The 18,535-nt window shown below is 59.4% G+C and carries 17 protein-coding genes; 7 read left to right on the top strand and 10 right to left on the bottom strand.

All coding sequences use genetic code 11. The annotated features are described in order from the left end of the window. Positions 1 to 5 precede the first annotated feature (5 nt). Both mnmA and NCS02_RS02300 read right to left on the bottom strand, forming a co-directional pair. The gene (gene mnmA, locus NCS02_RS02305) at positions 6 to 1,136 is read right to left on the bottom strand and encodes a tRNA 2-thiouridine(34) synthase MnmA (RefSeq protein ID WP_008351536.1); all 1,131 of its coding nucleotides are present in this window, start codon (positions 1,134 to 1,136) and stop codon (positions 6 to 8) included. A 7-nt stretch (positions 1,137 to 1,143) separates the two neighbouring features. Next, complete coding sequence (locus NCS02_RS02300; protein WP_175979798.1) at positions 1,144 to 1,626, bottom strand: NUDIX hydrolase; 483 nt, start codon at positions 1,624 to 1,626, stop codon at positions 1,144 to 1,146. Between the two features lie 223 nt (positions 1,627 to 1,849). Here NCS02_RS02300 and NCS02_RS02295 point away from each other — a divergent pair, with 223 nt between their 5' ends. Genes NCS02_RS02295 through NCS02_RS02285 form a run of 3 tightly spaced genes read left to right on the top strand, consistent with a single transcriptional unit; the run spans position 1,850 to position 4,774 of the window. Next, positions 1,850 to 2,995: a Re/Si-specific NAD(P)(+) transhydrogenase subunit alpha gene (locus NCS02_RS02295; RefSeq protein WP_034470619.1), complete on the top strand. Its 1,146-nt coding sequence runs from the start codon at positions 1,850 to 1,852 to the stop codon at positions 2,993 to 2,995. Between the two features lie 12 nt (positions 2,996 to 3,007). Then, entirely contained in the window at positions 3,008 to 3,328 is a 321-nt protein-coding gene (locus NCS02_RS02290) for an NAD(P) transhydrogenase subunit alpha part 2 (protein WP_008351539.1), read from the top strand. Next, a complete protein-coding gene (locus tag NCS02_RS02285; protein ID WP_250522875.1) occupies positions 3,329 to 4,774 on the top strand; it encodes an NAD(P)(+) transhydrogenase (Re/Si-specific) subunit beta in 1,446 nt (481 codons plus the stop codon). Between the two features lie 395 nt (positions 4,775 to 5,169). On the opposite strand, the gene NCS02_RS02280 is transcribed toward NCS02_RS02285, so the two are convergent. Beyond that, positions 5,170 to 6,321 carry a pyridoxal phosphate-dependent aminotransferase gene (locus NCS02_RS02280; RefSeq protein WP_250520343.1) on the bottom strand — a complete coding sequence of 384 codons (1,152 nt, stop codon included), beginning with the start codon at positions 6,319 to 6,321 and terminating at the stop codon, positions 5,170 to 5,172. Positions 6,322 to 6,844: 523 nt separating this feature from the next. On the opposite strand from NCS02_RS02280, the gene NCS02_RS02275 reads away from it, so the two are divergent. Together NCS02_RS02275 and NCS02_RS02270 are read left to right on the top strand one after the other, a co-directional pair. Next, complete coding sequence (locus NCS02_RS02275; protein WP_250520342.1) at positions 6,845 to 7,663, top strand: diguanylate cyclase domain-containing protein; 819 nt, start codon at positions 6,845 to 6,847, stop codon at positions 7,661 to 7,663. A gap of 5 nt (positions 7,664 to 7,668) precedes the next feature. After that, positions 7,669 to 8,421 carry an EAL domain-containing protein gene (locus NCS02_RS02270; protein WP_250522874.1) on the top strand — a complete coding sequence of 251 codons (753 nt, stop codon included), beginning with the start codon at positions 7,669 to 7,671 and terminating at the stop codon, positions 8,419 to 8,421. Between the two features lie 919 nt (positions 8,422 to 9,340). Here NCS02_RS02270 and NCS02_RS02265 read toward each other — a convergent pair. The 4 genes from NCS02_RS02265 to relB form a co-directional block, all read right to left on the bottom strand. Next, complete coding sequence (locus NCS02_RS02265; protein ID WP_250520341.1) at positions 9,341 to 9,913, bottom strand: GNAT family N-acetyltransferase; 573 nt, start codon at positions 9,911 to 9,913, stop codon at positions 9,341 to 9,343. A gap of 566 nt (positions 9,914 to 10,479) precedes the next feature. Then, a complete protein-coding gene (locus NCS02_RS02260; RefSeq protein ID WP_250520340.1) occupies positions 10,480 to 10,782 on the bottom strand; it encodes a hypothetical protein in 303 nt (100 codons plus the stop codon). A gap of 147 nt (positions 10,783 to 10,929) precedes the next feature. Next, on the bottom strand, positions 10,930 to 11,274 hold the full coding sequence (locus NCS02_RS02255; RefSeq protein ID WP_250520339.1) for a type II toxin-antitoxin system RelE/ParE family toxin: 345 nt from the start codon (positions 11,272 to 11,274) through the stop codon (positions 10,930 to 10,932). After that, positions 11,225 to 11,413 (bottom strand): type II toxin-antitoxin system RelB family antitoxin, encoded by a 189-nt coding sequence (relB, locus tag NCS02_RS02250; protein ID WP_250520338.1) that lies wholly within the window; start codon positions 11,411 to 11,413, stop codon positions 11,225 to 11,227. Before relB ends, NCS02_RS02255 begins: the two co-directional genes overlap by 50 nt. Positions 11,414 to 11,743: 330 nt before the next feature. Between relB and NCS02_RS02245 the strand changes: the two genes are divergently transcribed. Together NCS02_RS02245 and NCS02_RS02240 are read left to right on the top strand one after the other, a co-directional pair. Beyond that, positions 11,744 to 12,136: a hypothetical protein gene (locus NCS02_RS02245; RefSeq protein ID WP_250520337.1), complete on the top strand. Its 393-nt coding sequence runs from the start codon at positions 11,744 to 11,746 to the stop codon at positions 12,134 to 12,136. 151 nt (positions 12,137 to 12,287) lie between these two features. After that, positions 12,288 to 12,437, top strand: a complete 150-nt coding sequence (locus tag NCS02_RS02240; protein ID WP_250522873.1) for a hypothetical protein — start codon at positions 12,288 to 12,290, stop codon at positions 12,435 to 12,437. Between the two features lie 66 nt (positions 12,438 to 12,503). On the opposite strand, the gene istB is transcribed toward NCS02_RS02240, so the two are convergent. From istB to NCS02_RS02225, 3 genes are all read right to left on the bottom strand, one after another. Next, entirely contained in the window at positions 12,504 to 13,292 is a 789-nt protein-coding gene (gene istB / locus NCS02_RS02235; protein ID WP_008352246.1) for an IS21-like element helper ATPase IstB, read from the bottom strand. 5 nt (positions 13,293 to 13,297) lie between these two features. Further along, on the bottom strand, positions 13,298 to 14,821 hold the full coding sequence (gene istA, locus NCS02_RS02230) for an IS21 family transposase (RefSeq protein WP_250522872.1): 1,524 nt from the start codon (positions 14,819 to 14,821) through the stop codon (positions 13,298 to 13,300). A gap of 505 nt (positions 14,822 to 15,326) precedes the next feature. After that, positions 15,327 to 18,260 carry a Tn3 family transposase gene (locus NCS02_RS02225; protein WP_250520335.1) on the bottom strand — a complete coding sequence of 978 codons (2,934 nt, stop codon included), beginning with the start codon at positions 18,258 to 18,260 and terminating at the stop codon, positions 15,327 to 15,329. Between the last annotated feature and the right edge of the window lie 275 nt (positions 18,261 to 18,535).

The following is an 18,535-nucleotide window of genomic DNA, read 5'->3' as shown; positions in this document are numbered from 1 at the left end:
GATGCTCAACGCGCCGCAGCGAGCGCCGCAACTTGCGGCGACTCGTGCCCAGCCGCCGCGTGTTCGATGATTCCGCCACCCAGACACACGTCTTCCTGATACAGCACGGCGGATTGTCCCGGCGTCACGGCCCACTGTGCGTCGTCGAAATGAAGCGCGAAACGGCCATCGTCCGCGTTGGCGAAGCGGCACGCCGCATCCTGCTGCCGATAGCGCGTCTTCGCGCCGCACGCCGCGCCCTCTTCCGGCGCGAAACCCGCGACCCAGCTCGTGTTTCCGGCCACGAGCGTCGGCGACAGCAGCCACGGATGATCGTGCCCCTGCACGACATAGAGCGTGTTCGACGCCATGTCCTTGCCCGCGACGAACCATGGTTCGCCGCTGCCGTCTTTCGCGCCGCCGATGCCGATGCCCTTTCTCTGCCCGAATGTGTAGAACGCAAGCCCGATATGCTCGCCGACGATCTTGCCTTCGGCCGTCTTCATGGGGCCGGGCTTTGTCGGCAGATAGCGGTTCAGGAATTCGCGGAACGGCCGCTCGCCGATGAAGCAGATGCCGGTCGAATCCTTCTTTTTGGCGTTCGGCAGGCCGATTTGCGCGGCGATCTCGCGCACTTTCGTCTTCGGGATTTCGCCGAGCGGAAAGAGCGTCTTCGACAGTTGCGCCTGATTCAATCGATGCAGAAAGTACGACTGATCCTTCGTCGAATCCGTTGCCTTGAGCAACTGGAAAAGTCCATCGCGCTCGCGCACGCGCGCGTAATGTCCCGTCGCGATGGTTTCCGCGCCGAGCGACATCGCGTGATCGAGGAACGCCTTGAACTTGATTTCGGCGTTGCAAAGCACGTCCGGATTGGGCGTGCGGCCGGCCGAATATTCGCGCAGAAACTCGGCGAACACGCGGTCCTTGTATTCGGCGGCGAAGTTGACCGCTTCGACGTCGATGCCGATCAAATCCGCGACGGAAACGACGTCGATCCAGTCCTGACGGGTCGAACAGTATTCGCCGTCGTCGTCGTCTTCCCAGTTCTTCATGAAAAGGCCGACGACGTCGTAACCCTGTTCCTTCAGAAGCCATGCCGTTACGGACGAATCCACGCCGCCCGACATGCCCACCACTACTCGTTTCTTGCTCATAGGGATATCACGCCCGCACCACCGGCGCGACCGAATGCGTATGGATGAAATCGAGCGGGACGCGCCGCCCGGATAAATAATCGTCGACACACTTCATCACGAGCGGCGTCCGATGCCGGTCGACCGATGCGCGCAGTTCGTCGGCGCTGAGCCACATCGCGCGCACGATGCCTTCGTCGAGCGCGCGGCCTGCTTCTTCGCCGAGCGACTTGCCGCAAAACGTGAAACGCAAATACGTGACGTCGCGCCCCGGCCGCGCGAAGTGCGTCATATACGCGCCGACGATTGCCTCCGGCTCGAAGCGATGCGCCGTTTCTTCGAGCGCCTCGCGGACCACGGCATCGACGAGCGTTTCGCCCGCTTCGAGATGACCGGCCGGTTGGTTGATTCGCAGCCCTGCCGACGTGTGCTCCTCGATGACGAGGAAACGACCATCCTTTTCGATGATGGCAGCCACCGTAACGTGGGGGGCCCAAGTGTCTGATTTCATGGTGAGATATTTTACCGTCCTCGCACAGATCTCGCGCACGCGGACTAAGGGAAAGCGCTGACTGTGGCAAAACGGAACGGGTGCCGGATCGGATTCTTGCGCGTGCAATCTTCGGTTACAGTTGAGATAGCCGTCAGTTCCAGCATTTGAAATAAAACTCAGCCTTAAGCCTTCCTAAGCCTTGCCCGGGCGAAAAAGGCAACAAAGACAGGAGGATTACAAGATGCACATTGGAGTGCCTGCTGAAACGCGGGCGAACGAGGCGCGCGTCGCCGCCACGCCCGAAACGGTCAAAAAGCTCGTCACGCAAGGACATCGTGTTTCTGTCCAGAGCGGCGCGGGCTTGCCGGCAAGCTATATCGACGATGCGTTCGCGCAAGCAGGCGCGGACCTTGTCGATGCCGCCACGGCCTTTTCCGCCGAGATCGTCCTCAAGGTGCAATCGCCGAGCGAAAGCGAACTGGCGATGCTCAAGCCGGGCGCCGTGCTCATCGGCATGCTCGATCCTTTCAATACAGAGAACACCGCGCGGCTCGCGTCGGCGGGCGTCACTGCGTTCGCGCTCGAAGCCGCGCCACGCACGACGCGCGCGCAGAGTCTCGACGTGCTGTCTTCGCAGGCGAACATCGCCGGATACAAGGCCGTGCTGATGGCCTGCCAGTATTACCAGCGCTTCATGCCGATGCTGATGACCGCCGCCGGCACCGTGAAAGCGGCGCGCGTGCTCGTGCTCGGCGCAGGCGTCGCGGGCTTGCAGGCAATCGCGACGGCCAAGCGTCTGGGCGCGGTCGTCGAAGCATCCGATGTGCGTCCGGCGGTGAAGGAGCAGATCGAATCGCTCGGCGCGAAGTTCGTCGACGTGCCGTTCGAAACCGATGAGGAACGCGAAGCGGCGGAAGGCGTCGGCGGTTACGCGCGCCCGATGCCGCCGAGCTGGCTCGCGCGGCAATCGGCGCAGGTGCACGAACGTGCGAAGGCGGCGGACATCGTCATCTCGACGGCGCTGATTCCCGGCCGCCCCGCGCCGACGCTGATTTCTGTCGAAACGGTGAAGCACATGAAGCCGGGCTCCGTGATCGTCGATCTCGCCGCCGGACGCGGTCCCGAGTTCGAGGGCAGGAAAGGCGGCAACTGTCCGCTCACCGAAGTCGACACGGTGGTGATGAAGCACGGCGTGCATATCGTCGGCCACACGAATCTCGCTTCGATGGTCGGCGCCGATGCCTCCGCGCTCTACGCCCGCAATCTTCTCGACTTCCTGAAGCTGATCATCACGAAGGAAGGCACGCTCAACATCGATCTCGCGGACGATATCGTCGCGGCCACGCTCCAGTGCCGCGACGGACAACTCGCCCGCGCCACGGCCTGAACGGAGACGCACATGGACGTCATCAATCACACGGTGATCAACCTCATCATCTTCGTGCTGGCCATTTACGTCGGCTACCACGTCGTGTGGAACGTCACGCCCGCGCTGCATACGCCGCTCATGGCCGTGACCAACGCGATTTCGGCGATCGTCATCGTCGGCGCGATGCTGGCTGTCGGCCTGACGGTCGGCGCGGCGGGCAAGTTCTTCGGCACGCTCGCGGTGCTGCTCGCGGCCGTGAACGTGTTCGGCGGCTTTCTCGTCACACGGCGAATGCTCGAGATGTTCAAGAAGAAAGAGCCCAAGAAGATCACGAGCAAGGAGGGCGCGTAAATGAGCCTGAACGTCGTTACTCTCCTGTATCTCATCGCCTCGGTGTGCTTCATTCAGGCGTTGAAGGGCTTGTCGAATCCGAAGACCGCGCGCATCGGCAATACGTTCGGCATGGCGGGCATGGCGATCGCCATTCTCACCACGCTCGCGCTGATCGTGAAGCAGGCCGCGTTTCTCGAAGCGAATCTCGCGCTCGGGCTGTCGCTGCTGTTCGTCGCGCTGATCATCGGCGGCGGCGCGGGCGCGTACATCGCGGCAAAAGTCGAGATGACGAAGATGCCCGAGCTCGTCGCGGCGATGCACTCGCTGATCGGTCTCGCGGCTGTCTGCATCGCCTATGGTGTCGTGGCGGAGCCCGCCGCGTTCGGGCTCGCACCGCTCGGCGAGCCGATTCCGTATGGCAATCGGGTCGAGTTGTTCATCGGCACGTTTGTCGGCGCGATCACGTTCTCGGGCTCGGTCATCGCGTTCGGGAAGCTCTCGGGCAAGTACAAGTTCCGGCTCTTTCAGGGCGCGCCGGTCACGTACTCGGGACAGCATCTGATCAACCTGCTGCTCGCCATCGCGATGATCGGCTTCGGCGTGATCTTCATGCTCACCGAATCGTGGCTGCCGTTCATCATCATGACGATCATCGCGTTCGCGCTGGGCGTGCTCATCATCATTCCGATCGGCGGCGCGGACATGCCCGTGGTCGTGTCGATGCTGAACTCGTACTCGGGCTGGGCGGCGGCGGGCATCGGCTTCTCGCTGAACAATCCGATGCTGATCATCGCGGGTTCGCTCGTCGGCTCGTCGGGTGCGATTCTGTCGTACATCATGTGCAAGGCAATGAACCGCTCGTTCTTCAACGTGATTCTCGGCGGCTTCGGCGGCGAGGCGGGCGGTGCGGCGGCGGGCGGATCGACGGAGCAGCGCCCCGTCAAATCCGGTTCCGCCGATGACGCCGCGTTCATGCTCGGCAACGCGGAAAGCGTGGTGATCGTGCCGGGTTACGGCCTCGCGGTCGCGCGCGCGCAGCACGCGTTGAAGGAGCTGACCGACAAGCTCGTCGAGAAAGGCATCGATGTGCGGTACGCGATTCACCCCGTCGCGGGGCGGATGCCGGGGCACATGAACGTGCTGCTGGCGGAAGCCGAAGTGCCGTACGAGATGGTTCAGGAGATGGAGGACATCAATAGCGAGTTCGGTCAGACGGACGTGGTGCTCGTGCTCGGCGCGAACGACGTCGTCAACCCGGCCGCGAAGACCGATCCGAAATCGCCGATCGCGGGGATGCCGATTCTCGAAGCGTACAAGGCTCGGACGATCATCGTGAACAAACGGTCGATGGCCGCAGGTTACGCCGGCCTCGACAACGAACTGTTCTATATGGACAAGACGATGATGGTGTTCGGGGACGCGAAGAAGGTCGTCGAGGAGATGATAAAGGCGGTGGAAGTATGATGGCGCGGACGCTTCAGCTACGGTCCTTTCTCCGTCGCGCTTTTCGCCTCCCCACGTGGCGACTTCTTCGCCTCAACGCTGCCTGCGACTTCAACGCCAGTTTACTGGCGTCGAACCTGACTTGAGTTCAGCGATTCACCACTCCGCTGCTGAGAACGGCAAGGACTCGCACATCCAGTCCCGCTCGTAAGAGGGGTCGCTCTTGACTGTCTCGCCGCGCGCGCCGGAAGTCACTAACTCGCCGCCCGTCTTTTGGTCGCGGTGAGGCAGGGCCGGTTCAGGTGCAGAAGAGTTTGCGTCACGGTCCATGATTTTCCTCCAGAAGTTGGATGCATCCAACGGACGTCTTGCGGGTCTGAAGCGCTCAGAGCAACGTATCTCTGAGCGCCAGTTGCTCAGCTAAGTGCTGCGCAAGCTCGGACGATTCGCTTACAGCCTTCGCGAATTGCCTCCTCGGACGTCGCGAACGAAAAGCGAAGGTGCGGGGACAGGCCATAAGCGCTGCCATCGAGTGTGGCGACCTTCGCCTCTTCGATCAGAAACTTGACCACGGCAACATCGCTCGCGACGACTTCGCCGGCGGGCGTAGTCCTCCCAACAAGACCAGCCACTGACGGATAGAGGTAGAACGCGCCCGTCAACTCGCCGACCTCAAACCCTTGAGCGTCCTTCAACAACTCACGCATCAGCTTGCCTCGCTGTTGGAACACTTTTCCTGCGTGATGTGGCGCGTCTTGTATTCCGCCGAACGCCTCCACCGCTGCAGCTTGACTGATTGCGCTGGGGCAAGTCGTGGTCTGCGTTATAAGCTTCGTGATGGCATCCACCAGTTGCGTCGGCCCCGCGCCGTAGCCGAGCCGCCAACCGGTCATCGAATAGCCCTTCGATGCACCGTTCACAATGAGTGAACGCTGCTGAAGGGCGGGAATCGCCGCTACCGGAGAGACGTGCGTCGCACCGTTGTAGACAAAGTGTTCATAGATTTCGTCCGACATGAGCCAGACGTGGGGATGGCGTTCGAGAAACTTGCCGAGTTCGGACAGCTCCCTGCGGCTGTAGACTGCGCGCGTCGGGTTGTTCGGCGTATTCAGAATCAGCCACTTCGTCTTGGGCGTTATCGCGGCCTCCAACTGCTGAGGGGACAGCTTAAAGCCGGACGATGCGTCGCTGGTCACGATGACGGGCACACCGTCATTCACCACGACGATATCGGGATAGGACACCGAGTATGGCGCGTGGATAATGACCTCATCGCCCGGGTTTAGCGTGACGGACAGTGCCAGGAAGATGATGTTCTTTCCGCCACTGCCCACAACGACGTTTTCCGGCTTGTAGTGCAAACCGTTGTCGCGTTCCAGTTTGTCGACGATGGTCTTGCGTAACAACGGTGTACCGTTCGCCGCCGTGTACCGTGTCTGTCCTTCGCGCATTGCCGCAATGGCCGCTTCGACGACGTTCGCCGGCGTCGGAAGGTCAGGCTCTCCGATGGTGAAATCTATGATGTCCTTACCTTCAGCGCGGAGCCGGCGGGCAACGCGGATTGGCATAGCTTCTAGCTTCCAGCGTACTGACCGGCTAGCCCATTGCGTTAATGATAAACCCCGGTTCGGTATTGAATGAACTCTGAGCCAAGATGCCCCTCTAGCCGCCTCGGTTTTTTCAAGGGCGCTTTGCTTGTGCGCGCTGTTTCGCGCCATCAGTACCTTCGACAGCAGTGTCAACGCTGAAGATACTGCTTCAGGCAATTCTTGGCGTCCGGCTCGCTCGCTCCAATCGATGCCGCTCGGCCAAGCACGTCCTTGAGGATTTCAGAATTGAGCGGAACCTTTGGTGCGGGATTGCAGGAGTGTGCAGACCGTATCGCACACATTCAAGTTGCCGCCAGACTACGACGCGGGAGTGATTTAGTGAGCGGTTGGAAATATGCGACGCGAGCAGTTCATTGTGATGTAGGTGTGGACGCAGATTTCTTAGGCTGCGTATAAAGACGCCACGCGGGCAGCCGTTATACCTAGACGGGCACCGCTGATCTGCATCCCGAAAGAAACTTTAACCGATTGGACCGGGGAAATGATGAGGCAGCTGTTCAGGAAGCTCCGGGCTTTTTCCAAGATTCCGCGTGATAATCCCGAACTACTGATTGCGCAGTTCAAGATCTTCTCGTATCAGGTGCCGCTGTTATACCTGATCCTGATCGTCAACACCTGGGCCTTGGCCGCGACTCATTTCTCGTCTGCCCCTTTATGGCTGACTGTCTTCATGCCCACGCTAATGTCGATCGTTTGCGGCGCCCGCGCAGTGGTGTGGATCAGATCGATTGGGCAAGCGCCCGACGCTGAACTGGCTTACCTCGCACTTCGACGCACAAATCGCCTCGCTAGCGGCGTCGCGACACTGTTCACCGTATGGGCGCTTGTTCTGTTCGGGTATGGCGACGCCTTCGCGAAGGCACATGTAGCTTTCTACATGGCCATTACCGTTATCGGCGTCATTTTCTGCCTGCTGCACCTGAGGTCCGCTGCCGTTACGGTCGCCATCATTGTGAACGGCGCGTTTGTCATCTTCTTTTCGCTGTCGAGCAACATAGTTTTCATCGCTATGGCGTGCAACACCGCACTTGTATGTGTTGCCATGCTCATTGTGGTTCTGATCCAGTACCGGGACTTCACTAAGATGGTCGAAGCGCAGACCGAAAACCTGCAGCTCGCCAACTGCGACAGCTTGACTGGGCTGCCGAACCGGCGCGCGTTTTTCGCCGGGCTTGATCGAGCGCTTCAGACCGCAAACGCGCAGACCCGCATGCTTGCGGTCGGTGTCCTTGACCTAGACGGCTTTAAACCGGTCAACGACCTTCACGGGCATCCAATCGGTGACAAACTGCTGAGTTGACCGTAGTGTATCAACCGATTTTGGGCGCTGACAGCCGGTATCCTGTCGGGTTCGAAGCCTTGGCGAGGTGGATGAGCCCAACGCTTGGCTGCGTTGCGCCCGCCAAATTCATCCCGGTGGCGGAGCGTGCCGGCATCATCGGTAGGATCACACAGACCCTTCTGAAAAAGGCCTTGGAGGAAGCCGGCAAATGGCCAGTCGGACTGCGCTTATCGTTTAACTTGTCTGCAGACGATTTGACTTCCGACGAGGGTATCGCTTCGATAGTCGACATCGTCGCGCGAAGCGCCGTCGATCCCGAACGTATTGATTTCGAGATCACCGAAACCGCTTTCATCCAGGAGTTTGCCTTTGATCGCGTACGTGAAGCAGTTCTGACTCTGCGGAGGATGGGTTGCGGCGTGTCATTGGATGACTTCGGGACCGGCTATTCGAGCCTCTCCTATCTTCATGCGCTGCCGCTAACCAAGATCAAAATCGACCGGAGCTTTGTCACCGGCATTCACAACAATCCGTCCAGCTACAAAATCGTCAAGTCGCTCTTTGCACTGAGTAAGGACATGGGGCTCGATTGCATTGTCGAAGGCGTAGAGACAGACGCCGAAATGGCAACAGTCAGGAGCCTGGGAGACGCATTGCTCCAAGGGTATGCTTTTGCGAGACCTATGCCGGCCTCTCAAATAGACGCTTATCTTGACAGCGCACCTTCGGTTTGCACCGAAGGACCGCGCGCCGGACGTGTTCCTTTGATCAGCTAGGTGACGCGGTCGAGCATGGTATAGCCGTTCGCCATTTCCCCGCCCCTCATTGATCCTGCCTTTGATTCGGTCCGTGCAGGAAGCAAAGGGCGACGAGCAGCAGCGGATCGACGTAATCGAGGCCGAAACGCATTTCGAACTTCCGCAAGCAGCCGCCCCTCTAGGCTTTTTGCCCGGAGGGCCGATGAGTCGAAGGAGGTTCGAAGTGTTTGAGTAGTTGAGTATCGATTGGTCGTGGTGCGCATGCGTGTGGTGATTCCGATCGCACTATTGCTAGCGCACGCCTGGTGGGACGTGGGAAGCTGAAGACCGTCAGGCGCGGCGTGCTCACCGGGGCTGGCCGATTCCGGTCAGCACTTGTCGGGCGAGGTGCCGCGTAGCTGCGCCTCCACAATTGGACCGCGTCTTTCCGCCGAAGCCAAACAACTCCGGATTGCGTCCGAAGAGCGCTGCCAGGTGGGTCAAAAACTTGGGTTGAACTTGAATAGTTGTTTACGGAGGAAGATGAACAGCCGTGCTCCCGATCACGATCGCAATCGTGCCTGTGTCTTTTTGGCAAGCTACGCTAAGACGTTGATCGCAGAGGGATCTCACGCTCACGCTCGGCGAGTACAAGCAGAACTTCAATCTCTCGCGCGACGGTCTCGTCGCCAATGTCTCAGGAGTGAGTCCATGACGCTTAGCGCGCCGGCGTCGCATTCGATTCAGACTTCGACTTCTTTGCCGCGATTTTCCGGGAGTTTTGAAGCCGTTCGAACCCAAGCTCCCTTCGAGGCACGCCCGCGGAAACGGAAGTCAGCACGTGAACGGGCGCAGTACTTGCTACACAGGTAAAGCGCTAACAGGTGGCGCGACATCGTTGGACGGTATTTCGGCCCGCTCAATGCGGGCTTTCTTTTGGCCCACATCCAAATTCCACTCAATCTGACACATTGGACGCCGCGGACTGTTCGAGCCACCGGCTTCGTGTGAGTCGGTATAGAACTTGACGGCGCAGCGGATCTCCTTCGGAAACCCGAGGATGGTCAAAGTCGCCGTTTAAGTCGCGTAGCATGCCGAGCTTCGCCATGACCCGCATGGAGTTCTCATTGGCTACGCCCGCGTTGGCCACAATCTCGGACAACTGAAGCGACTCGAACCCGAAGCGGATCGCGGATGCAGCGGCTTCGGGTGCGTAGCCTAAGCCCCAGAAGGGTCGCGCAATACGCCAGCCGACTTCCACTGCCGGGGTGAAATGAGCTTCATAAGTGACGGGAAGGAGGCCGACCGCGCCGACGAATGCTCCATCTTCCTTGGCCTCGACAGCCCAGAAGCACATCCCGTGCTTTTGCTGGTTTTCGATTTGGCGGTCGATCCAAGTGTGATACGCGTCATGTGCGGTAAGCGGCAGGAGGTGCTCCATGACGCCTTTGTCGGCCGACATGTCCGCGAAAGGCTGCCTGTCCGCATCTTTCCATGGTCGCAAGAGTAGCCGTTCTGACTCGATTGACATGTGGCTGTTAGGAAGTCGTCCATAGCGGCGATCCTACCTGACTCTGGCGGCGTCGGCTCCAAACCCAACGTTGCAGATGCCCTCTATCTTTGGGAAAAGGGTACGACTTTAGTAGCGATGGCGCGCTCAATCGGCGAGTTGACGCACAAAAAAGCTAGACGATGGGCGAAAACCCGAATCGTCGCTGGTGGCGGAAATCAAAGGGCAAGCAGACAGGCGTCAGATGGGAAGCCAGCGGAACGCCAATCCGATCGCGCCGATAATAAGGGTCATGAAAGCGACGATTAAATCGACAAAGGTCCGCCCGGCGGGCCTATATAGATCGTCCGTTGCTTTTGATGGCTTTTTGTCGGGCTTCTTGACGTGAGATCTCTGAGCGATCAACGTCTTAGCGTAGCTTGTCAAAAAGACGCAGAGCACGTGATGCTGCGAAACAAGCGGCAGCGGACCATAATGTTACTTAACATAAACCTAATTAGCGAACGATCGTTCGATTTCAAGAGGCGTCTGCGATAGCCAGTTTCCCCGGGGAAACAGCTAGTAAGTCCGCCACGCCATCGAGCAACCTAACGAACGCTCGAATATTCGGGAGTTCGCGCGTTGAGAGGTTCGGGCGGAAGCGCAAGGTTGGTTGAGTCGTCGTCGATCTTCGCGAGTCTGCTGAGCAAGTCGGTTACCGCGGAGAACTGGTGATGCATTAGATGACGGCAACGCAAAAGTTGCTCAAGCCGCCTGCGCCAATAAAGAAGCGGGAGCGCAGCATTGGGCTCCAATGAGACCGCTTCGATGGCGAGCCGTATATGGGAGATGTCGGCGTCGATCATTCGGAGTTGGAAAGCGCCAAGGATGTCGGTGTTAGGGGTGTCCATGTCTCCATATCGGCAGGCGACTACTCTTGCTAAAGCTCATTTAAGTGGCGCCCTTCGCCAAGCGACGCACCGCGAAGCGCCCCTTTATTGTTTGCCCGCGTTCAGCTTACGATTCGGTCGCGCGCAGCGCCGGCCCGCCTTACCGATTTACACACGCCTATTCGGAGGTCGGGGGTACAGCTTACGGGCGTGAGTGAAGTCCACGACTTCGATACAGCCGTCGGTGACCTGATAGACCGCGATGTAATTGGGGTGAGAGACGATCTCGTACGTGCCGGGAACGCGCCCGGGTGTCCCGGAAAACGGAAAATAGGCAACGGGACGGAGGGAATTCTCGACGGCGTCAAACAGCCTGAGCGCCGCTGCCGGGCTGCGCTCGGCAATGTAACGTATGTAGCCGAGGAAGATTTCGCGTGCCTCGTCGGCCCAGACTGTAGTGGAGTCAACGGCGCTGCTTCTCCAGCTCCGCTTCAATGATCGCGCGCGCCTCATCCATCACCTTGTCGTGCGGCACTCTAGGCTTGGTGCTGCTGCGGGCACGTCCGACGCGCTCACGTAGCGCGCGGTCGAAGGTCTCCGCTTCTTCGGCCGTATCGTGCTCGTGGACATAAGGGTCGAGTTGGGTTGCCATATCAATCACCAAGTGGTTCGTTCCTCGATAATACTCTGCATCCGGGGACGACTGCCGATGCCTCGGTTTTTCTCGAGCATTGTGATAGCGAAAGCTGACTGTTTTGCATCGTGCGTGAAAGACGCCATCAGCCGCATTGCTTGCGCGGGCATCCCCAGCAGCCCTCGGGAAGGAAAGCACACGGCGGCCAAAAAAATTACGCTACTAGCGCCGTATTACGAAAGAAACCGCCTTGCGTGCCGTTAAACATCGATAGAGTTGGTGAGGGCTACCCTTTATACGAAAGCCCACCCCATCCCGTAACGGCAACAAGGGAGGAAAACGAACGCCGTGTTGAAGCGAAAAGTAGATGTTTTTATTGCTGGCGAAGCCTTATTGGCCGCCAAGAAGAAAGTGGTCGAACTGTGCGTTGAGAAAGCCAAGTCTGAAGGCCCGAGCTTGGCCGCGGCTGACAAGAAGGGGGCGAGGCTGTTTTTTGCCTTCGCCAAGACGTGCTACGGGTTCTCTGAGGCGACCACAGCCCAATACCTGCGGGCGTATGAGCGCTTCGTCGATTCCCGGCACCGCGCCGAGATGGAGGCGCTCTTCAGTGCGAGCGAACTCGCGGTTCTCGCTGCCTACTCGGACGACGAACTGACGGAGATCGTATCGGCGAAGGCAGCAAACCCCAGTCTTACTCGCGCAGGAATCAAACACCTACTAAAGCCTCTTCAAGCAGCTTGAAGGGGCACTTCCGTACTGACGTCGCGAAAGGCGATCAACCGCAAGCGCGTCCGCCGGGCGCCAAGTAATGATTTCGAAGTCTGCCCCATGGCGTACGTCCCGGCTGACGTCCGGGGGGCGACGATCTACTAGTTCTTATACAGAGGAACATATGTCCAAACTCGATGGGGCAATTATTTACGTCGAACTAGAACGCGCCGGAACTGGCCGCGTTGAAATTTACTCGCGGGAAGCAACGAAGGAAGAGGCGCTGCAGATGTTTGAATCCGCGCGCAACGACAGGTGTCACGGGGCGGCGTAATGGCGCCGGGGATGGGCGGCGTAATGGCGCCAGCAGAAGCGGGGTAAAACGCGGATTCGAACGGTTTCAAGATTGCGGTTTTTTGCCGTTTTTGGCAACCGCATTTTCGCCGTTGTCGGGCATCGGTTTGGGCTTGCGGAAGCTCTCGCCCTCGATGACGACACGATAGGCGCCGTGGCGCAGGCGATCGAGCGTTGCAGCTCCAAGAACGCGGTTGTCGGGGAAGGCGTCGCCCCATTCGCTGAAGTCCAAATTGGAAGTCAAGATCGAGGCTGCGCGCTCGTACCTTGCAGCGATCAGGTCGTGAAAGTCCTCATCGTGGGGTGCACGAAGCGGCTTGAGCGCAAAGTCGTCAACGATCAGCAGTGGCACACGCACGAACTGCTGAAACTTACGTTCGTATAGATCCGTGGCGCGCGCCGCATGCAGCTTCTTGAGCAGATCGGTCTGGTTGATAAACAGCACATCGCGACCTTGGCGCGCGGCACAGTGCCCGAGCGCCTGCGCTAAATGCGACTTGCCGACGCCTGTCTGGCCGACCATCAGAACGCAGACCTTCTCGTCGATGTATCGGCCCGTCGCAAGGTCGTGAAGGTGCGAACGGTTTAGTTTAGGCAGTCGGTCGAAGTCGAAGGTCTCGAGCGTCTTGCCCATCGCAAAGCCGGCGCGGGCAAGACGCGCGCCGAGCTTCTTCTGCGCACGTCGTGCGACTTCGTCATGCAGCAGCATGGCAAGAAACTCGGTGTAGGCGATTTGCCCATCGATGGCCTCCCGATTGCGCTGTTCGAGGGAGTCCAGGATGCCAGACAGTCGCAACTGCCTGAGGATGATATTCAGTTCGGGACTTGGATTCATGGCGTTCAATGCAGTAGAAAGGACTGGAGATCGCGGCCGAAGCGGCCACCGTTCACGTAGGTGTCGGCCGGTTCCGTCGCCTGTGCCGTCGCTGCTGGCTGGCCGTCCAGTCCCTTGTCGAGAATGACCTTAACGGTGCGATACTTCGGGCTGGAGAACGTGAGTGCGCGCTCGCAGGCGGCGTTCAGGCGCGCGTCGCCGTACTTCTCGCGTAGACGGACGAGACCCTGCGCGCCGCGCAGGTTCACGAGCACCTTGTCGTTGAACATCGCGAGGATCACTGCAAGGCAGGCTGGCCCAATCTCTCTAGCTTGGGCCAGACACCACTGCGGATCGCGCTCAAGCCACGCCTGCGCCTCGGGCGGCTGGTGATCCCGCACCGTATGCCGATCACCAGGCTTGCGTAGTCGCGGATGCGTCGCAACGAGTTCATGCCGGTGGAACACCTGTACCACGGTATCGGTGACCTTCAACCACAGCTGCTTGCCAACAAGCGTGAACGGCACCGAGTACAGCGCGTTCTTGTAGACGATGTGGCCGTCCGTATGCACCTTGACCTCGCTCCACACGGCCAGCACCGGCGGCACGTCAGGCAGGCGTGCAAGCAGCGGGCGTTCGATGGCAAAGCGCGCAAGCGGGAGGTCGCGGGTCGTGCCGTGCACGCGGGTGCCGGCCTGCTGCGTGACCCAGTCGCGCAATTGCCGGTTCGCATCGGCCAGATCCCTGAACTCGCGTAGCGGTACGAAGGATTTTTTTACGTATTTGACTCCAGATTCAACAATTCCTTTTTTAGCAGGGTCGTGCGGCGGACATGCGTCGATCCGGAATCCATATCCCTCAGCAAGCGCGGCATAGGATCGCTGGACTGCAGGCTCATATCGGCACGCCTTGACGATCGCGCACTTCGCGTTATCGATGATGATCCGGCCGGGACAGCCGCCGAACCATTCGAAGGCGCGCCGATGGCAGGCCAGCCACGTCTCTACCGTCTGGTCGAGCACGATCTCGGCGTACTGGTGACGCGACCAGCAAAGCGTCATCACAAAGATCCACGTCTTGAGCGGAAGGCCGGATTCATGTGTGAGCACTGGGCCGGCGCCGAAGTCGACTTGCGCCGCGTCCGACGGAGGAAACTCTAGGATCGTCGTCGTGGTCCCCGGCTTGCGCTCGGCACCCAGACGACGCAGCATGCGCTTCACGGCGTCATAGCTGCCCGTGTAGCCGTGATTGCGTTGAAGGGCGGCGTGGATGGTGGTGCCCTGGACGCCCGCAGCCGACCAGTCGCGGATCTGTTCACGGAACGGCTCTGCCGTCGACACGCAGGTGTGCGGCAAGTGCGGCGAGCGACCGAAAACGCCAGCGATCGTGGCGTCATCCGGCAACGGCTGTGTCGGATCCAGCCATCCGAGCCCCTCGGCTTCCCGGCGCACGGTCGTCAACTTCCTGCGTCCCATCAAGCCGCCGCGCGCGATGTCGCGGTCGGAATCGCCCTGCCGCATGCGGACAAGGACTTGGCGGTACTCGAACAATTCGAACCTCCGATTGGCCATGGACGCCCCGCTCAAATAGAACGGAGAGTACCGACTTGGAAAGTTCGAATCGCGTTCTCGCCCCGATGCTGCTGGCTCCTATGCGCCGCCCCTCGAGTGGCTCCAATACGCCGCACTTAGGGTGGCGCCATTACGCCGCCCATCAGGTGGCGCCTTTACGCCGCCCTCAGAATGGCTCCATAGTGCCGCCCCGTGACAACAGGCGAGCAATTGAGGACGATCTTGCCTCGCGCGTCGCAGCGGAGGTCAAGGGCGACCTGCTCTGCGCAGGCTACTTCTTCGTCGAGGGCGGCAAAGACGCGCACGAGGATGTAGCGTTCCCGATTGTCCACGCGGTCGCTGCTATCAGGGGTGACCTTGATTTCCGTGCAAATTCCGGGTTAGGGCGATCTAGCTCCGACAAGGCTTTGCGTTCTGGCGCCAAAATAAGACCTTTTTAGATCAGGGACTTACTGTCTACCCCCGAGCGTGATCCGGCGCATCGCTATGCGCGCTGAGTGGCTTCACGCGTCGCCGTACTTTGAACCAAGCTTGGAAGGAGTCTGCTTGCGTAGCGCCCAACCGGAAAAATGAAGGTTCCGCGCAAGTTGATGCCCTCCAGATGCGTCGGCGCAATCCTTCTGAGCTGTTCGGCTCCAGGCGATTCGCCTCCGGAGGCTTGCAGCGCCTCGAGCGCATGCTGCATGTGGGTCGTATTCCATGCCATCAGAATGTTCGCAAGCAGCGTCAATGCGGAAGACACGGCTGAGAGCGAATCTTCGCGCCGTGCCAATTCGACGGGGATGCGTCCAACATGAATCGCGCGTTGAACCACATGCACGGCCTCGCCCCGATTCAACACGTGCTGCAGCTCCGTCCGGAATGTCGTGTTCGTGAAGTAATCGATCAGGAAGATGCTACGGAACAGCCGACCGATGTGGACGCCTCCGTCATAGACCGGCTGCCCACGCGCTGCTGAGCCGAAGCGGGTTAGGGCTTCCACTGCAGTACATTTTCCTGAGCGAATCGATGCAGCAATCCTGACAAACTCGTCCCAGACTTCAGCGATGAGGTCAAGTCTGATGTCGCGGTCTGTCACGGCACAAAGCTCTTGCGGCACGTCCTGGCTGCGAGGAACGTGAAGCCGACGATCACGAAGATGCGACAGGCGAGGGCAGAGATCAAATCCAAGCGCGCGGGCCAGGCCCATCGCGAAATCGGTGTACCCATGCGTGTCGACAGCGAGCTGAGCGATGTCTTTCGTGGCACTCTGGCGCACGACACCTTCGATGGCCGCACCTGCTTGCCGCTCATTCAAAACGATCGGCTGATCGTAAAAGATGCCCCAACGATCGAGCACGTGTGTGTACATTCCGATGGATGCCGAGCGGCGCCGCGGATCTGCCCGAGCCTGCCATACCTTTCGTGTGGTTTCGAGTGACATCATGTCGGAAGACGCGAGATCAGAACGGCCCCAGTGAGCAGCGATAGGGTGCTCGTGCATGAACTCAAGAACTGCATCGGCGGCAAGCCCCAGCTTTCTCTCGTCCGCCAAGCGTTTCATCATTTGCCGGATCGCGTCGCCTGACACCTCGGGCACCATCCTAGAGAGTTCCGCGGCCGAGAGAGATGTTCCATGCGCGAGCACGGCGGAATAGACCATCAGCAGTTCCACTCGTGAGCGAGGTTCACGCCCGAGCAAAAGCCAACTGAATCGTGTTGCGCTATCGATCTCGAGGATGATCTCCGGTAGTTGCCCCTGCGGATGCGCCTGGTAGATCGCCTGTCGCAGGCGATCCGCTTCGTTGTCCGCCGGCTGGGCATTGAGCGGACTCAAATGCACGGCCGTATCAACTTGCACATCCCCTTGCTTCACCGCTTCGAGCAAAAGATCAAGCCTTTGATCGAGAAGTGCAAGGATCGGATCGAGAAATTCCTTGGGATCTTGCGGAAGACCCAGTTGCCCGTAAAGATTGTTGCGTTTGGCGATCCACTCGCCCATCGGAATCAACATGCGCGTTCGACTACGGAACGCGAAACTATGCTCCACATAGACGGATCCGTTGCGAAGCGCGACGCGCAGGGCGAACAACGTGGCCCATTCGAACGCCTTCATGGCTTTGATTCGGTCGAATCCGTCGATCGCTTCGCGCCACGCGCGACCCAGACGAATATTCAACCCATCGGGCAGTAAGTAAGCGTGACGGCGATAAAGATCCCGAAGCAGAACGATCGCGTCGAGTACGGGATGAGTGGAATCAGCCTCGAAGGGCAGTTGCACTATCCGCATCAATAGGTTCCGTGCCGAGTGTCGCTTGCCGATTAGATGCTGCCGCATGAGGCTGCGGCGGCTTTGCGGTGGGCAGAGAACTGTGTCGGCCAGTTCACAGAGCGCGCTACCAAGCTGTTCGCGCGACAGGGACTCGTCAATCGCCAACGCCTTCACAGCCAGGGCGAACTCGCGAAGCTGATCGTCAAGCTTGTTCTTCGCCGCGTCGAGCGCGCGAGATGCATCATTCACGACTTTCTGCACCCAGCGCCGGAGCATCGTGAGTACGTGATCGGTCGCCGTGCACAGCGAATAACGCATGAAACAGGCGGCCTCGAGCCTCCGGCTTTGCGGCGCGATCCGTTTGCTGATGGATGGAGAGCGGTTGGCACAGCGACGAGCGTAGTAGCGAACAATTGCATCGTTGCATGCGCTTGGCCATGGGGATGCGACGCCGTGCATGGTAAGGAGATTAATCTTATCCAGCACTTCACCCATCTGCTGAGTCGAACCACGGAGCGGCACAGCCCAAAGCCAGCCCTGCAGGCTCACGTACTCCTTGTGTGGCTGGGGTAAAAGGCGTGCCCAACTGTCCAATTTCTCCGGGCCGAAGGTTCGCTGAAATTCCTCGTGGAGCGAACTCTCGATATCGCGAACTGCTTGGACGATGAACTGTCGGATTGTCCGTTCGTTGGGTATGACGATCCGATGTTCGTAGAACCATTGCTTCAGGTCGTTGCCCAATTGGCCGCGCTCTGGGCGACCCGTCAATTGTTCTTTCAGCCAACGGATCACGTATCGACGTTGGTGCTCTGAGATCGTGCGGAAGTTCGCGATGATTTGAGCAAATCGTTGATGGTCGGACAGCGTATCGAAGCGTCCGTCGTAGATCGAGCGCAGCGTTCCGAGATCGGGCGGCTGGACATGCAATTGTCGACCGAGGTGCCGCCACAGCATCGCAGGTATCTGGCGATAGGAATCCAGCGATCGGCCGGACATTCGTATGAACCCGACGTGCAACGCAACGGCGAGACGATATAGATCAGATCGCCGCGTCTCGATGAGCGCGATCTCTTGCTTCGAGAACGTGAAGAAAGTGTTGAGTTCAAACTCGCTCAGATCGCGGGGTACTTGACGGATCCCAAGATAGCCTGTTCGCCAGCTTTCCATCGTCTGTGCTCCGCGGCGATCACGAAACGATCCAGCCTAGCGGCGCAAAATCGGCGGCGCTACGGTACAAATCGGGATGCCGACCTGGCATCGGCTGTCCAGCCGACAGCACCTGCGGCGATTCGTTTGAATTGACATAATGTGACGCGTAACGAGGCTAGTCAGCAGACGGTCCTTGACATAAGGCCTCTCGAAATTATGTCAAAGCAAAATTGAAATGTCGTACCACCGGCTAAATACAGATGTCGTATCTATCCAAGGATTTTGCTCTCACG

The organism is Caballeronia sp. NCF2, assembly GCF_023631205.1.
Taxonomy (GTDB): Bacteria; Pseudomonadota; Gammaproteobacteria; order Burkholderiales; family Burkholderiaceae; genus Caballeronia; species Caballeronia zhejiangensis.
The sequence above is the reverse complement of the archived record's forward strand: the minus strand, read 5'-3'. Positions and strand labels throughout refer to the sequence as shown.

Excerpts from the sequence above, each read along its gene's own strand:
- mnmA (WP_008351536.1), bottom strand. The coding sequence starts at position 1,136 with ATGAGCAAGAAACGAGTAGTGGTGGGCATGTCGGGCGGCGTGGATTCG.
- NCS02_RS02300 (WP_175979798.1), bottom strand. The coding sequence starts at position 1,626 with ATGAAATCAGACACTTGGGCCCCCCACGTTACGGTGGCTGCCATCATC.
- NCS02_RS02295 (WP_034470619.1), top strand. The coding sequence starts at position 1,850 with ATGCACATTGGAGTGCCTGCTGAAACGCGGGCGAACGAGGCGCGCGTC.
- NCS02_RS02290 (WP_008351539.1), top strand. The coding sequence starts at position 3,008 with ATGGACGTCATCAATCACACGGTGATCAACCTCATCATCTTCGTGCTG.
- NCS02_RS02285 (WP_250522875.1), top strand. The coding sequence starts at position 3,329 with ATGAGCCTGAACGTCGTTACTCTCCTGTATCTCATCGCCTCGGTGTGC.
- NCS02_RS02280 (WP_250520343.1), bottom strand. The coding sequence starts at position 6,321 with ATGCCAATCCGCGTTGCCCGCCGGCTCCGCGCTGAAGGTAAGGACATC.
- NCS02_RS02275 (WP_250520342.1), top strand. The coding sequence starts at position 6,845 with ATGATGAGGCAGCTGTTCAGGAAGCTCCGGGCTTTTTCCAAGATTCCG.
- NCS02_RS02265 (WP_250520341.1), bottom strand. The coding sequence starts at position 9,913 with ATGTCAATCGAGTCAGAACGGCTACTCTTGCGACCATGGAAAGATGCG.
- NCS02_RS02260 (WP_250520340.1), bottom strand. The coding sequence starts at position 10,782 with ATGGACACCCCTAACACCGACATCCTTGGCGCTTTCCAACTCCGAATG.
- NCS02_RS02255 (WP_250520339.1), bottom strand. The coding sequence starts at position 11,274 with ATGAGGCGCGCGCGATCATTGAAGCGGAGCTGGAGAAGCAGCGCCGTT.
- relB (WP_250520338.1), bottom strand. The coding sequence starts at position 11,413 with ATGGCAACCCAACTCGACCCTTATGTCCACGAGCACGATACGGCCGAA.
- NCS02_RS02240 (WP_250522873.1), top strand. The coding sequence starts at position 12,288 with ATGTCCAAACTCGATGGGGCAATTATTTACGTCGAACTAGAACGCGCC.
- istB (WP_008352246.1), bottom strand. The coding sequence starts at position 13,292 with ATGAATCCAAGTCCCGAACTGAATATCATCCTCAGGCAGTTGCGACTG.
- NCS02_RS02225 (WP_250520335.1), bottom strand. The coding sequence starts at position 18,260 with ATGGAAAGCTGGCGAACAGGCTATCTTGGGATCCGTCAAGTACCCCGC.